Source organism: Streptomyces sp. NBC_01214 (genome assembly GCF_026340975.1).
Classification (GTDB): Bacteria; Actinomycetota; Actinomycetes; order Streptomycetales; family Streptomycetaceae; genus Streptomyces.
The window spans coordinates 2,268,908-2,283,118 of the sequence record NZ_JAPEOS010000001.1 but is presented as its reverse complement, the minus strand read 5'-3'; the positions used below and the strand labels follow the sequence as shown (position 1 = coordinate 2,283,118).

Genomic DNA, 14,211 nt, shown 5'->3' with positions numbered 1-14,211 from the left:
GGACGAGGAACCGGCGGATCTCACCGCTTCCGAACGCCGCATGTGGGACGCGTTCCGCACGGGCAGCGTCTGCGATCTCAGCGCCCGCGCCGCCGACCGCGACGATCCGCACGCCGAGCACGTCTGGGGGCCCGAGCGCAGTGTCCGCGCCCGGGTGGTCGCCCGGCTGCTGCTGCACGGTCCGCCGCCCGTTCCGGGCCGGGTGGCCTCCCTCAAGCTGCGCGGGGTGCGGATCAGCGGGCGGCTGGAACTGTCCGGTGGCGCGGTCGCCCCGTACGTGGAGCTCCAGTCCTGCCGCTTCGACAGCGAGATCCAGCTGTCCGAGGCCCGCTTCGGCACGCTGCGCCTGATCAACTGCGCGATACCGCGGCTGGAGGCGGCCCGGCTGCACACCGAGGGCGATCTACACCTGCCGCGGTGCCGGGTGGCGCGCGGGATCCGGCTGACCGACGCGCAGATCGGCACCGACCTGCTGATCAGCCAGGCCGTGGTGCAGCGGGACAACAAGGGCCGGGCGATCGCCGCGGACGGGATGTCGGTGGCGCAGGACTTACAGGGGGAGCTGCTGGAGACGTACGGGGAGGTGAGCCTGCGCGGCGCCAAGGTCGGCGTGTCGATGAACCTGCGCGGGGCGCGCCTGCGCAACCCGCAGGGGCGGTTCGCCCTGAACGCCCCGCAGCTGACCGTCGAGCGGACCCTGTACCTGACCTCCATCGCGCTGGACTACGCGGCGTACGGGGGCTCCTCCACTCCCCCGTACGGGCTGGGGCCGACGCCCACCCGGGGCCGGCGGGCCCGGCACTTCGAGTGCCGGGGCGGGCTGCGGCTGGACGACGGCCGCTTCGGCGACGCCATCGACTTCTACGGGGCGCGGTTCACGCTCACCCCGGAGCAGGAGATATCCCTGCGCCGGATCCAGACCCCCGAGTTCCGGTTCGTCGGCGAGCGGCCGGAGCAGGGCCGGGTGGTCGTGTCCGGGGCCAAGGTGGTCAAGCTGGTCGACACCTCCACGAGCTGGCCCGGCCCGGGCTCTCTGTCCATCGAGGGGTTCGTCTACGAGAACCTCGCGCCCCGGGGGCACTTCCCGCTCTCCCGCCGCCTGGAGTGGGTGGCGGCGGCCACTCCCGAGTACTCGCCGGAGCCGTACGAGCGGCTGGCCGCCGTACTGCGGGCGAGCGGCGAGGACCAGGACGCCCGCGAGGTGCTGCTGGCCAAGCAGCGGCGGCGCCGGGCCACGCTGCCGCTCGGGCCGAAGGCCTGGGGGTACCTCCAGGACTGGACGGTGGTCTACGGCTACCGGCCGGGCCGGGCCGCGCTGTGGATGGCGGTGCTGTGGGCGGCGGGGGCGCTGCTGTTCTCGCAGCTCCACCCGCCGGCGATCAAGGAGGACGAGCATCCCCAGTGGAGCGCCGCCCTGTACGCGCTGGACCTGCTGCTCCCGGTGATCGACCTCGGTCAGCAGGGTCAGTGGAAGCTGCAGGGCGGCTGGCAGTGGGGGGCGGCGGGCCTGGTCGTCATGGGCTGGATCCTGGCCACGACGGTGGCGGCGGGGGCTTCGCGGCTCCTGCGGCGGGGGTGACGGCGGCGGGGGTCGTCCGGCGGATGGGGCACGTGACGCCGTCCGCCCCTCAAACGCCGGACACCCTAGGTGGCCCGGGCGATTACCCTGTGCGTCGTGACCACCGTTCGCCTGCCCCTCTTTCCGCTGAATTCGGTGCTGTTCCCGGGACTCGTCCTCCCGCTGAACATCTTCGAGGAGCGTTATCGCGCCATGATGCGCGAGCTGCTGAAGACGGGCGAGGACGAGCCGCGCCGTTTCGCGGTCGTCGCGATCCGCGACGGCCGGGAGGTCGCGCCGACCGCGCCCGGTCTGCCGGACCAGACGTCCCTGCCCGAGCGGGGCCCGGCGGCGGGCTTCGGCCCCGACCCGATCCAGGCCTTCCACCGGGTGGGCTGCATCGCCGACGCGGCGACCGTCCGGGAGCGGGAGGACGGCAGCTTCGAGGTCCTGGCGACCGGTACGACGCGGGTCCGGCTGATCTCGGTCGACGCCTCGGGCCCCTTCCTGACGGCGGAGCTGGAAGAGCTCCCGGAGGACGCGGGCGACGGCGCGGGCGTCCTGGCCGAGGGCGTGCTGCGGGCCTTCCGCAACTACCAGAAGCGGCTGGCCGGGGCCCGCGAGCGGTCCCTGACGGGCGCGGAGCTCCCCGACGAGCCCTCGGTGGTCTCCTACCTGGTGGCAGCGGCGGCGGTGCTGGACATCCCGGCGAAGCAGCGGCTGCTCCAGGCCCCGGACACCGCGACCCGGCTGGCGGAGGAGCTGAAGCTGCTGCGTACGGAGACGGCGGTGATCCGTCACCTGCCGTCCCTGCCGGCGGTGGACCTGACCCGTGCCCCGACGAGCCCGAATTGAGTACGCACCGATGGCGAAGAAGTCCAAGCAGGCGGCGGGCACCCCGGCGATCGTCGCCCTGACGGCGGCGGGCGTGCCGTTCACCACGCACGCGTACGAGCACGACCCGGCCCATCCCTCGTACGGGGAGGAGGCGGCGCAGGCGCTCGGCGTCTCGCCCGCCCAGGTCTTCAAGACGCTGGTCGCGGACGTGGACGGCGTCCTGACGGTGGCGGTGGTCCCGGTCTCGGGGTCACTGGACCTGAAGGCGCTGGCGGCGGCGGTCGGCGGCAAGCGTGCGGCGATGGCCGACCCGGCCCTGGCGGAGCGCACCACGGGCTACGTCCTGGGCGGCATCTCCCCGCTGGGGCAGCGCAAGCGGCTGCGCACGGTGATCGACGCCTCGGCGTCGGCGCACCCCACGATCTGCTGCTCGGCGGGCCGCCGCGGCCTGGAGATCGAACTCTCCCCGTCGGACCTGACCACCCTCACCTCAGCCACCCTGGCCCCGATCGCCCGGGCGTAGCCTGCGGCGCCACCGAACGAGGGGTACGTCAAGCCCCGCCGGCGTTTGAGGCGCTGGTCCGGGCAGCGCCCGGCAAGGTCCCGGCAGCGCCCGGCGGGGTCCGGGGGCGGAGCCCCGGGAAACGGGGAAAGGGCGGGGCGGGGAGCAGCCCCGCGCAGCGGCGCACCGGCACCCCCGGAGGGGATCAGGCCCGCGGGGCCTCCGGCGCCGACGGAGCGGCATCGGCAGGCGTCGTCGACGTCGACGACGTCGGCGCCTGGTAGAACCCCGACCAGCCGAACACGGGCTCGGGATCCGGATCCCGCGGCGTCCACAACGCGGTCAGCCCCAGGTGCAGCAGCACGGCGGTCATCGGCCAGGCCAACAGCGCCCCGTGCGCGAGCAGCTCCAGCGGCGCGTCGAACGGAACGCCCTTGCCCGCCTGCTTCGCGGCCACGACCAGGTCCGACGACGGTCCCAGCCACAGCCCGAACCGCCACCCCACCAGCGCTCCGAAGCAGGACCCGACCGCCAGCCCGATCACCAGCGGCACACCGCCGGCCCGGCGCCACAGGAAGGTGCCGACGGCGGTGAGCGCGCCCAGCCCCAGCGACAGCAGGAAGAAGGTGCCGTCGGAGGCGATCCGCGCCTCGCTCTCGCTGTTGCGCAGGAACACGGCCTCCCCGTTGGAGACGTACTGCACCCGGGGGGCGAGCCACAGCCACAGCAGGCCGAGGAGCAGTCCGGCCGCCCCGACGAGCAGGGCGACGACGGCCCCGTCCCGGACGTCCTCCGGGGTGATCGCCCCGGAGGCGGCTCCCGGCTTCTCGGTCGGGGGCGACGGCGGGTCGAGGGGGGACTGCGGGGTCACGGCTTCGGTCACCCCCACATCGTGCCAGGTGCGCGCGGCAGCGGCGTCGGCGGACCGTGTCAGCGGACGGCGGCCCGGCGGTACGCCCAGGTCGCGACGGTGAGCGAGAGGACCCCGACGGCCCCGCACACGCTCAGGTCGAAGGCGACGGCGGCCCAGTCCGGTTCCGGGGCGAAGGTACGGGCGAACGCCTCGACGCCGTACGTGGACGGCAGCAGGTCGCGGGCCCACACGATCACGTCCGGCATCCGCTCCGGCGGCAGCACCCCGAGCAGCAGCGCCGCCGACATGCCGAGCTGCCCCGCGAGGGTGGCCAGCTCCTGCCGCGGTGCCAGCAGTCCGAGCGCCGCGCCGAGCCCGGCCAGCGCGGCCCCGGCCAGCGGCACCACCGCGGCCAGGATCCACAGTCCGCTCATCGGCAGCCCGAACAGCAGGCATCCGAAGACGGCGGTGACCAGGGTCCCCGGCAGCGTGAAGGAGGCGTACGCGGCGGCCGCGCCCAGCACCACCGACGCGGGCGGCACGGGCAGGGTGGCGTAGTGGTCGAGCCCGCCGCCGGCCCGCAGCTGCCCGAAGTACTGGGCGAGCAGGTTCAGGGCGACGAAGGCGACGACGAGCACCGAGGAGCCGGCGACGACGGCGCGGGCCTCCGAACCCCCGTCGACCACGCCCCGCATCAGGATCATGATCCCGACGGACTGGAAGGTGGCGACGAACAGCAGCGGGATCCGGGCCACTCGGGCCCGGGAGAGCTGGGCCCGGTAGACGGCGGCCAGGGCGGGGAAGAACCGCGCGCCGGGCGCCAGCGGCGCGGGCTCCGGCGCCTGGGCAAGGCCGTCGGCGGCGCCCTCGGGCGCGGCGCCCGCAGGGGGTGCCGGCACGGCTTCGGGCGCGAGCACGGCCCGGCCGGCCCCCGTGGAACGGTCGCTCACGACTTCACCAGCCCCTTCGTCTTGCCGCCGAGGGCCAGGTACACGTCTTCCAGGCTGGGGGTGGCCAGGGTGAAGTCGTCGAGCGCGGCGAAGGCCGGGCCCCCGGTGACCGAGGCCACCGCCGCCCTCGCTTCGTCCGGCGCCAGCCGGAGCACCCAGCGGCGCCCGGACTCGATGGCCCGGGTGCGCAGCCGGGCGACCTCCGGGACCTCCAGCGGAGCGCCCTCGCGCCAGACCAGCTCCAGCCGGACCTCGCCCGAGACGGTGGCCTTCAGGCCGGCCGGGGTGTCGCAGGCGATGACCTTGCCCTGGTCGATGACGGCGACCCGGTCGAGGACGGTCTCGGCCTCGATGACGTTGTGGGTGACGAGCAGGACCGTCGCGCCGTGCTGCGCGCGCCGCCGGTCGACGGCGGACCACACGGCCCGCCGGGCGACCGGGTCCATGCCGGTGGTGGGCTCGTCGAGGACCAGTACGGGCCGCTCCCCCACCAGCGCGGTGGCGAAGCAGGCGAGGCGGCGCTGGCCGCCGGAAAGTTTCTTCAGGGGCCGTCCGGCGATCGGGGTCAGCCCGAGCTCCTCCAGTACGGCGTCGCGCGCGGCCCGGGCGGCGCGCAGGCCCTGCCCGCGCAGCCGCGCGGTGGTCTCGGCGGCCAGCCCCACCGTGAGCTCGTCCAGGGCGGTCGACTCCTGCCCCAGGTAGGCGAGCAGCCGGGAGGCCCGGCCGGGGTGGCCCACGAGGTCGTGGCCGAGCAGGGTCACCGAGCCGGAGTCCGGCCGCATCAGGCCGGTGAGCTGGCGGACCAGCGTGGACTTGCCGGCGCCGTTGGGGCCGAGCAGGCCGAAGATCTCGCCGCGCCGGACGTCCAGGGAGATCCCGTCGTTGGCGCGGGTCTCGGGCAGGGCGGGAGCCCCGCGCCGGCCGCGTACCGCGGGATACGTCTTGACCAGGTCACGCACCGCGAAGATGACGTCGGGCGCCGCTCCCGCGGCCGCCGCCGTGCCTTCTCGCGCCTGTGCTGTGCCCGTACTCACGAGGGAGCAGCCTACGGGGTTCCCGGCCCTACTCGGCCGTCGGGGTCAGCGGGGCCGTCAGCTCGCCGGGGCCGGCTCCGGGCTCGGAGGCCGGTCCGGCGGCCACGTGTTCGGCGGCGGCGCGGACGTCGATCTCCCGCCAGAACCCGGCGCGGATGGCGTACCGGTCGTGTTCGTCGATCTGGTCGTCCTTGTGGGCGAGCAGCCCGAACCGGGCTGCGTAGCGCAGCAGTTCGCCGTCGATCCGGTGCGGGATCCGCGGGTACATCGTGGCCAGCTTCTGTAGGTGCACGGTCTCCGGGAGCCGCTCCATCCAGCGCCGGGCGAACACCTGTCCCACCTCGAACGGGTCCCCGCCGACGGTGGTGATGTCCTCCTCGCGGTCCGCCCAGCGCTGTTCGGCGCTGGTGAGCTGGGCGAGGGTGGGCAGCGAGGCGGTCTCGGCGGGCTCGCCCAGGGGTCCGGCCCGGTCGATCCAGCCCTTGTCGGAGGACCAGCGCAGGGCGCTGGCGGGGGCGTGGGCGCCGCTCGGCCCGGTCTGCGGGTGGCCCTGCTGGCCGGTGGCGCGCAGGGCACCGGCCAGGTCTTTGGGGGTGGGCACCGGCTTGCCCCCGGGGGTGGTGGGCGCCGGTACGGGGGTCCCGTCGCGGTCCTCCGACCCGGTGGCGGCGGCGCCGTTGCGGGCGGCCTCCGCGAGGGCCGCCTCGGGCAGCGGGGCCGAGAGGATGGCGGCGATGTCGGGGCGCGGCGCGGGCGGCGGGGAGCACAGTCCGGTGAGGTCCTTGGCGCGGACGGCCCGGGTGATCCAGGCCCGGTCCAGGACCCGGCGTTCGTCGGCCTCGGCGACGAGGTCCTCGGACTGGTTGTAGTCCCCGTCGGCGGCCTGGACGGCCCACAGGTGGACGGCGACCCCGTGCTCCTTGGCGGACATCAGGCCGGGCAGCAGGTCTCCGTCGCCGGTGACCAGGACCACGTCGGAGCAGGCCCGGTTGCGGGCGAGCTCGGTGAGTTCGGCGTGCATGGCGGCGTCGACGCCCTTTTGGGCCCAGCGGCCGTCGCTGCGGGTCAGGGCGCCGAGCCGGACGGTGACGCGCGGCATGACGCGCAGCCGCCGGTGTTCGGGCTGGGGCACCCGGTCGGGCGCTCCGTCGAACCAGTAGATGCGCAGCAGGGGCTGTTCGGTGTCGGCCTCGGCCCGCTCGCGCAGGCCCTGGATGAGGGCGGCATGGTCGATGGTGATCCGGGAGCGGGAGGGCTCCCCGGCGAGAAGGCTGGCGGCGGCACCCAGCAGGTAGCCGGCATCCACCAGGACGACGCAGCGGTCCACGCGTTCCACCCTCTTCCCTGGGGGTCCTCTGTGCTTTGCGGCGGTTCCCCGAGTCTGCCCGACCCCAAGGGTGTTGAAGGCCGGAACTCGATCATCGGCGTGGCGGATCTCACGGTCGACGGTGCGGGAAGCCTCGGCTACGCGCAGTAATGATCCAAAATGCGCGGTTTCGGGCGTTGTGTGAGTGTGAAGGCGGTCCTGGCCCCTAGACCCTCACGGAGGCTCCACCATGGCCAAGAACAAGAACCAGAAGCAGCCCGCCAAGCAGCAGCCCCGGTCGGGGCAGGATCCGACCAAGGGCACCTCGGAGACCGAGTCGATGCCCTCCTCCTCGGCGCCGAGCCCGATGGACATGGCGCACAAGCGCAAGGAGAAGAAGTTCGGCCACAACTGACGGCCGTACGCGCACGCGGAAGGGCCCGCCCGGTGACACCGGGCGGGCCCTTCCGCACGTACCGCCGGGGGGCGCTATCCGGCCAGGCAGGACGGTCCGAGGAGCACCTTGAGGTCGCCGAAGAGCGCCGGGTCGGGCTGGACGCGGTGCTTGTCGAGGCGCAGCACGGTGGTGGTCCGCGGCCCCTGGAGCTTGATCCGCACCTCGGTGTTGCCCTTGTGGTGGCGCAGGATCTCGCCCAGACGGGTCACCATCGGCGGTGTGACCTTGACGGTGGGGATGGTGAGGACCACCGGGGCGTTGGTGCCGGCCGAGGTGAGGTCGGGGACCATCATCTCCATGGCGACCAGGCGGGGGACGTCCTCGCGCTTGTCGAGGCGGCCCTTGACGAAGACCACGGTGTCCTCGACCAGCTGGGTGGAGACGAGCTGGTAGGTCGCGGGGAAGAACATGCATTCGATGGAGCCGGCCAGGTCCTCGACGGTGGCGATGGCCCAGGCGTTGCCCTGCTTGGTCATCTTGCGCTGGAGGCCCGAGATGATGCCGCCGATGGTGACGACGGCGCCGTCGGAGTGCTCGCCGCCGGTCAGCTGGGAGATGCCGGCGTCCGTCTTGTCGGAGAGCACGTGTTCCAGGCCGAAGAGCGGGTGGTCGGAGACGTAGAGGCCGAGCATCTCGCGCTCCTGGGCGAGCAGGTAGGACTTCTCCCACTCGACGTCGGAGAACTCCACGTCGAGGCCGAAGCCGGGCTCGTCGCTCGCGTTCTCGTCACCCATCCCGCCGAACAGGTCGAACTGTCCCTCGGCCTCCTTGCGCTTGACCGCGACCACGTTGTCGATCATCGACTCGTGGTGCGCGACCAGGCCCTTGCGGGTGTGGCCCATCTCGTCGAAGGCGCCGGCCTTGATCAGCGACTCGACGGTGCGCTTGTTGCAGACGACGGCCTCGACCTTGTCCAGGAAGTCGGGGAAGGTGGAGTACTTCCCCTTGGCCTTCCTGCTCTTGATGATCGACTCGACGACGTTCTGGCCGACGTTGCGCACCGCGGTGAGCCCGAAGAGGATCACGTCGTCGCCCTGGGCGGCGAAGTTCGACTCCGACTCGTTGACGTTCGGCGGCAGCACCTTGATGCCCATGCGCCGGCACTCGTTCAGGTAGATCGCGGACTTGTCCTTGTCGTCCTTGACCGAGGTGAGGAGCCCCGCCATGTACTCGGCCGGGTAGTTCGCCTTGAGGTAGGCGGTCCAGTACGTGACCAGGCCGTACGCGGAGGAGTGCGCCTTGTTGAAGGCGTAGCCGGCGAACGGCACCAGCACGTCCCACAGGGCCTGGATGGCCTTGTCGCTGAAGCCGTTCCCGCGTGCGCCCTCCTGGAAGATGGTGAAGTTCTTCGCCAGCTCGTCGGGCTTCTTCTTGCCCATCACACGGCGCAGGATGTCGGCCTCGCCGAGCGAGTACCCGGCGACGATCTGGGCGGCCTTCTGCACCTGCTCCTGGTACACGATGAGGCCGTAGGTGATGTCGAGGACCTCCCTGAGGGGCTCCTCCAGCTCCGGGTGGATCGGAGTGATCTCCTGCTGCTTGTTCTTGCGCAGGGCGTAGTTGGTGTGCGAGTTCATGCCCATCGGGCCCGGCCGGTACAGGGCCGAGACGGCGGAGATGTCCTCGAAGTTGTCGGGCTTCATCAGGCGCAGCAGCGAGCGCATGGGGCCGCCGTCGAACTGGAAGACGCCGAGCGTGTCACCGCGGCAGAGCAGCTCGTACGTCTTGGGGTCGTCCAGCGGGAGGGCGAGGAGGTCGAGCTCGATGCCCTTGTTGGCCTTCACCATCTTGACGGCGTCGTCCATGATGGTCAGGTTGCGCAGGCCCAGGAAGTCCATCTTGATCAGGCCGAGCGACTCGCACTGGGGGTAGTCCCACTGCGTGATCGTCACGCCGTCGGTGTGCCGCACCCAGACCGGGGCGTGGTCGACGATCGGCTCGCTGGACATGATCACGCCGGCCGCGTGCACGCCCATCTGCCGGACCAGGCCCTCCACACCCCTGGCGGTGTCGATGACCTTCTTCACGTCCGGCTCGTTCTCGTACATCGCCCGGATCTCGCCCGCCTCGCTGTAGCGCGGGTGCGAGGGGTCGGTGATGCCGTTGAGGTCGATGCCCTTGCCGAGGACGTCGGCGGGCATCGCCTTGGTGAGGCGGTCGCCCATGGCGTACGGGTAGCCGAGGACGCGCGCGGAGTCCTTGATGGCGTTCTTCGCCTTGATCTTGCCGTACGTGCCGATCATGGCGACCTTGTCCTCGCCGTACTTCTCGGTCACGTACCGGATCACTTCGACGCGCCGGCGCTCGTCGAAGTCGATGTCGACGTCGGGCATGGAGACGCGCTCGGGGTTCAGGAACCGCTCGAAGATCAGCCCGTGCTCGATCGGGTCGAGGTCGGTGATGCCCATGGCGTACGCGACGATCGAGCCGGCCGCGGAGCCTCGGCCGGGGCCCACCGCGATGCCGTTGTTCTTCGCCCACATGATGAAGTCGGCGACGACGAGGAAGTAGCCCGGGAACCCCATCTGGATGATGACGTCCAGCTCGTACTCGGCCTGCTTCTGGCGGTCGTCGGGTACCCCTCCGGGGTAGCGGCGGGCCATGCCGCGCCGCACTTCCTCCTTGAACCAGGTGATCTCGGTGTAGCCCTCTTCGGGGATCTCGAACCTCGGCATGAGGTTCTTGGCCTCGAACATGCCGGTCGTGTCGATCTGCTCGGCGACGAGGAGGGTGTTGGCGCAGCCCTCCTGCCAGGCGTCCGAGGAGTCGACCGCGTACATCTCGTCGGTGGACTTCAGGTAGTAGCCGGTGCCGTCGAAGCGGAAGCGGTCCGGGTCCGAGAGGTTCTTGCCGGTCTGGATGCAGAGCAGGGCGTCGTGGGCGCCGGCCTCGTGCGCGTAGGTGTAGTGCGAGTCGTTGGTGACCAGCGGCGGGATGCCGAGCTTCTTGCCGATCTCCAGCAGCCCGTCGCGGACCCGGCGCTCGATCTCGATGCCGTGATCCATCAGCTCCAGGAAGTAGCGGCCCTTGCCGAAGATGTCCTGGTAGTCGGAGGCGGCCTTGAGGGCCTCGTCGAACTGGCCGAGGCGCAGCCGGGTCTGGACCTCGCCGGAGGGGCAGCCGGTGGAGGCGATCAGCCCCTCGGACCACTGGCTGATGGTCTCCTTGTCCATGCGCGGCCACTTGGTGAGCCAGCCCTCGGCGTACGCGTCGGAGGACAGCCGGAAGAGGTTGTGCAGGCCGGTGGAGTTCGCCGCCCAGATCGTCTTGTGGGTGTAACCGCCGGAACCGGAGACGTCGTCGCGCTTCTGGTGGGGCTGGCCCCACTGGATGCGCCGCTTGTTGCGCCGGGACTCGGGGGCGACGTACGCCTCGATGCCGATGATCGGGGTGACCCCGGCCTTCTTCGCCGTGTGGAAGAAGTCGTAGGCGCCGTGCAGGTTGCCGTGGTCGGACATGGCGATGTGCGTCATGCCCATCTCGTTGCACGCGTTGAACATGTCCTTCAGCCGCGCGGCACCGTCCAGCAGCGAGTACTGGGTGTGGACGTGCAGGTGCGTGAACGGCGGCTTTGTCACGGCGCGGGTCCTCCGGGGGCGGGGGGTGAGGGGGCAGCTTCGAATCCTACGTCGGCCGGGTGACAGATCACGGGCACTGACCGGTACGGTCGGGCGTTGCAGAACCAGGAGGGCCGATCCGGCGTCCAGTCGGTCGGAACCTGAAACAGCCCGTGCACCAGGAGGAACCCGCCATGGCGGTCCCCGAGACGACCGACGAGCAGCGCGCCGAGCAGATCCTCGACGTGTTCGACACTGCGTTCGGTGAGCTGCTCGTCGCCGACCCCGCTGCCTTCCAGGTCAAATTCCGCAAGATGGCGGCTTCGGCCTTCGCCTTCTACCGGGGTACCGCCTGCCTCTTCTACTCCGACCTGGAGCGGGACCGGCACGGCGGCCCTTACCTGGACGAGCGGACGGGCCGGGTGTGGATCCACGGAGACCTGCACGCCGAGAACTTCGGCACGTACATGGACTCCAACGGTCGGCTGGTCTTCAACGTCAACGACTTCGACGAGGCCTACGTCGGCCCCTTCACCTGGGACCTGAAGCGGTTCGCCGCCTCCGTCGCCCTGATCGGCTACACCAAGGCGCTCAGCGACGACCAGATAAGCGAACTGATGCGGATCTACGCCGGCGCCTACCGGGAGCGGATCCACCGGCTGGCGGCGGGGGCGAAGGATGAGGAGGTGCCCTCCTTCACCCTGGACACCGCCGAGGGCCCGCTGCTGGACGCGCTGCGCTCGGCACGCTCCCGGACCCGCTTCTCCCTGCTGGACTCCATGACGGAGATACGGGACTACGAGCGCCGCTTCACCTCCGGCGGGGGCTCCATCGAGCTGGACGCCGCCACCCGGTACAAGGTGCTGGCCGCCTTCGACGGGTACCTGGAGACCCTCCCCGACGAGTCCCTCGTGCGCCCGGACTCCTACCGGGTCAAGGACGTGGTGGGGCGCCGGGGCGTCGGCATCGGGTCGGCGGGCCTGCCCTCCTACAACATCCTGCTGGAGGGGCACAGCGACGCCCTGGAGAACGACGTCGTGATCTACCTCAAGCAGGCGCAGACCCCTGCGGTCTCCCGCCACATCACGGACCGGGCGGTGCGGGAGTACTTCCAGCACGAGGGGCACCGCACGGTCATCTCGCAGCGCGCCCTGCAGGCGCACGCCGACCCGTGGCTGGGCTGGACGGAGCTGGACGGGGCCGGGCAGCTGGTGGCGGAGGTCTCCCCGTACGCGGTGGACCTGGACTGGTCGGACCTGGACGACCCGGAGGAGATCGCGGCCGTCGTCGCCGATCTCGGCCGGGCGACCGCGACCATGCACGCGTCGGCCGACGAGGCCGAGAGCGGGCAGTCCCTGGTGCCCTTCTCCACCGAGCGGGCCATCGACGCGGCGATCGCCGCCGACGAGGAGGGCTTCGCGGAGCTGCTCGTGGACTTCGCCCACGCGTACGGGGCCCGGGCGCGCGCCGACCACCAGATCTTCGTGGACCTCTTCCGTAACGGGCGTCTCACTCCCTGAGCCGCTCGCTCCACAGGAACGCATGGCACACTCGCGAGGATGGACATTTCCGGGACGGGACTCAGGGGGCTGCGGGCCGCGCTGTTCAGCGCGCTCGTCGTACTGCTCTCCTCGGGCTCGCACGTCCTGATGTCCCAGGTCCCGCTGCCGCGCACGCTGGTGGCCGGGGCCTTCGCGGGTGTGTTCGCGATCGCCTACGCGCTCGCGGGCCGCGAACGGGGCTTCGGCCCCATCGCCGGGCTGCTCGTACCGCTGGAGTTGGCCGCCGACACCGTCTTCACCACCGGACAGCACCTCTGTTACGGCCCGGCCGGCGGACCCGTCGCGGGCCCGCTGCGCGCCATGGGCCTGGACGCCCTGTGCGGCGGCACGCCGGTGGGCGGGCCGCTGGCCGAGGTGACCGGGCCGGCCGACGCGGCCGCGCTGCTGTCCTCGCCGGGGCCGTACACGCCCTGGCTGCTGCTCGGCGCCCATGTCTCGGTCGGACTGCTGGCCGCCGCCTGGCTGCGCCACGGCGAGCGGGCCCTGGGCCGGCTGCTGCGGGCCGTGGCCGCCTTCGCGTTCCGGCCGCTGCTGCTGGCGGCGGCTTCGGTCGCGGCGGCCCGCCGGCCGGTTCGGGCGCTGCTGCGGTCGGTCCGCCCGGCCGCCGGAGCCCGTACCCGCTTCCCGGCACATTCCGTGGGACGGCGGGGACCCCCCGTGCTCGGCGCGCTCGCCCGCGCCTGACGCACGTACGGCAGTCCCTTCCACACGTCACACCCCACGGAGATCATGATGAGTTCACGCAACAGCCAGGCGAACAAGGCAGCGGCCCGCGAGCGCCTGCGCGCCGAGCGCGAGGCCCAGGCCAAGAAGGACAAGGTGCGCCGCCAGGTGATCGTGGCGGGCGCGGTGGTCGCGGCCCTCGGCCTGGTCGGCGCCATCGGCTACGCGATCGTGCAGTCGAACCAGCCCGGCCACTGGGAGAAGGCCGCCAAGGCCGAGCTGGTCAAGCCGAAGAACACCGAGGGCGAGGACGGCACCACGGTCGTCATCGGCAAGCCCGAAGCCAAGAAGACCCTGGAGCTGTACGAGGACTCGCGCTGCCCGGCCTGCGCCGCCTTCGAGCAGGCGGCCGGCGAGCAGATCAAGAAGGACGTGGACGCGGGCAAGTACAAGCTCCAGTACATCGGCGCCACCTTCATCGACAACGCCGTCAAGGGCGAGGGCTCGAAGAACGCGCTGAGCGCCCTGGGCGCGGCGCTGAACGTCAGCCCGCAGGCCTTCCTCGACTACAAGGCCGCGCTGTACTCCAAGGACCTGCACCCCGAGGAGAGCGTCGACAGCTTCGCCAAGGACGACTACCTGCTGAAGGTCGCGGACACGGTCCCGGCGCTCAAGGGCAACGCCGAGTTCAAGAAGGCCGTCGAGGACGGTACGTACGACCGGTGGGCGCTGGAGATGTCGAAGTCGTTCGACAAGTCCGGGGTGAAGGGCACGCCGACCCTGAAGATGGACGGCAAGAAGATCGAGACCCCGCAGACGGCGGAGCTGTTCACGGCGGCGATCGACAAGGCCCTGCAGGGCTGATCCCGGGGCAATCCGGAAATCACCGTCCGGATGGGCCGCTTCGAAGGGCGGGCGAACTCCCAGAGTTC

General features: G+C 71.8%; 12 protein-coding genes. 7 read left to right on the top strand and 5 right to left on the bottom strand.

Going from position 1 to position 14,211, the window contains the following annotated elements; all coding sequences use genetic code 11:
• Positions 1 to 40 precede the first annotated feature (40 nt).
• From OG594_RS10945 to ybaK, 3 genes are all read left to right on the top strand, one after another.
• On the top strand, positions 41 to 1,579 hold the full coding sequence (locus tag OG594_RS10945; protein WP_266602790.1) for an oxidoreductase: 1,539 nt from the start codon (positions 41 to 43) through the stop codon (positions 1,577 to 1,579).
• Positions 1,580 to 1,675: 96 nt separating this feature from the next.
• Entirely contained in the window at positions 1,676 to 2,413 is a 738-nt protein-coding gene (locus OG594_RS10940) for an LON peptidase substrate-binding domain-containing protein (RefSeq protein ID WP_189736164.1), read from the top strand.
• Between the two features lie 10 nt (positions 2,414 to 2,423).
• Positions 2,424 to 2,918, top strand: a complete 495-nt coding sequence (ybaK, locus tag OG594_RS10935; RefSeq protein ID WP_266597641.1) for a Cys-tRNA(Pro) deacylase — start codon at positions 2,424 to 2,426, stop codon at positions 2,916 to 2,918.
• A gap of 184 nt (positions 2,919 to 3,102) precedes the next feature.
• On the opposite strand, the gene OG594_RS10930 is transcribed toward ybaK, so the two are convergent.
• The 4 genes from OG594_RS10930 to OG594_RS10915 all read right to left on the bottom strand — a co-directional run bounded on the left by OG594_RS10930 (position 3,103) and on the right by OG594_RS10915 (position 7,070).
• Positions 3,103 to 3,780: a hypothetical protein gene (locus tag OG594_RS10930; protein WP_266597639.1), complete on the bottom strand. Its 678-nt coding sequence runs from the start codon at positions 3,778 to 3,780 to the stop codon at positions 3,103 to 3,105.
• A gap of 47 nt (positions 3,781 to 3,827) precedes the next feature.
• Complete coding sequence (locus OG594_RS10925) at positions 3,828 to 4,649, bottom strand: ABC transporter permease (protein WP_266602788.1); 822 nt, start codon at positions 4,647 to 4,649, stop codon at positions 3,828 to 3,830.
• Between the two features lie 47 nt (positions 4,650 to 4,696).
• Positions 4,697 to 5,668, bottom strand: a complete 972-nt coding sequence (locus OG594_RS10920) for an ABC transporter ATP-binding protein (protein WP_266602786.1) — start codon at positions 5,666 to 5,668, stop codon at positions 4,697 to 4,699.
• Positions 5,669 to 5,762: 94 nt separating this feature from the next.
• Positions 5,763 to 7,070 (bottom strand): NYN domain-containing protein, encoded by a 1,308-nt coding sequence (locus tag OG594_RS10915; RefSeq protein WP_266597637.1) that lies wholly within the window; start codon positions 7,068 to 7,070, stop codon positions 5,763 to 5,765.
• Between the two features lie 220 nt (positions 7,071 to 7,290).
• On the opposite strand from OG594_RS10915, the gene OG594_RS10910 reads away from it, so the two are divergent.
• Complete coding sequence (locus OG594_RS10910; protein WP_189736171.1) at positions 7,291 to 7,455, top strand: hypothetical protein; 165 nt, start codon at positions 7,291 to 7,293, stop codon at positions 7,453 to 7,455.
• 74 nt (positions 7,456 to 7,529) lie between these two features.
• Here OG594_RS10910 and dnaE read toward each other — a convergent pair whose 3' ends face one another.
• Positions 7,530 to 11,075, bottom strand: a complete 3,546-nt coding sequence (dnaE, locus tag OG594_RS10905; RefSeq protein ID WP_266597634.1) for a DNA polymerase III subunit alpha — start codon at positions 11,073 to 11,075, stop codon at positions 7,530 to 7,532.
• Between the two features lie 173 nt (positions 11,076 to 11,248).
• Between dnaE and OG594_RS10900 the strand changes: the two genes are divergently transcribed.
• From OG594_RS10900 to OG594_RS10890, 3 genes are read left to right on the top strand one after another with little or no spacing between them, the layout of a single operon-like run.
• A complete protein-coding gene (locus tag OG594_RS10900) occupies positions 11,249 to 12,574 on the top strand; it encodes a DUF2252 domain-containing protein (protein WP_266597632.1) in 1,326 nt (441 codons plus the stop codon).
• 39 nt (positions 12,575 to 12,613) lie between these two features.
• Complete coding sequence (locus OG594_RS10895) at positions 12,614 to 13,300, top strand: hypothetical protein (protein WP_266597631.1); 687 nt, start codon at positions 12,614 to 12,616, stop codon at positions 13,298 to 13,300.
• A 48-nt stretch (positions 13,301 to 13,348) separates the two neighbouring features.
• The gene (locus tag OG594_RS10890; RefSeq protein WP_266597630.1) at positions 13,349 to 14,143 is read left to right on the top strand and encodes a DsbA family protein; all 795 of its coding nucleotides are present in this window, start codon (positions 13,349 to 13,351) and stop codon (positions 14,141 to 14,143) included.
• Positions 14,144 to 14,211 lie beyond the last annotated feature (68 nt).

What these genes read in the sequence shown, in the direction of transcription:
- OG594_RS10945 (WP_266602790.1), top strand. Translation starts at nt 41, where the DNA reads ATGTGGGACGCGTTCCGCACGGGCAGCGTCTGCGATCTCAGCGCCCGC.
- ybaK (WP_266597641.1), top strand. Translation starts at nt 2,424, where the DNA reads ATGGCGAAGAAGTCCAAGCAGGCGGCGGGCACCCCGGCGATCGTCGCC.
- OG594_RS10910 (WP_189736171.1), top strand. Translation starts at nt 7,291, where the DNA reads ATGGCCAAGAACAAGAACCAGAAGCAGCCCGCCAAGCAGCAGCCCCGG.
- OG594_RS10900 (WP_266597632.1), top strand. Translation starts at nt 11,249, where the DNA reads ATGGCGGTCCCCGAGACGACCGACGAGCAGCGCGCCGAGCAGATCCTC.
- OG594_RS10895 (WP_266597631.1), top strand. Translation starts at nt 12,614, where the DNA reads ATGGACATTTCCGGGACGGGACTCAGGGGGCTGCGGGCCGCGCTGTTC.
- OG594_RS10890 (WP_266597630.1), top strand. Translation starts at nt 13,349, where the DNA reads ATGAGTTCACGCAACAGCCAGGCGAACAAGGCAGCGGCCCGCGAGCGC.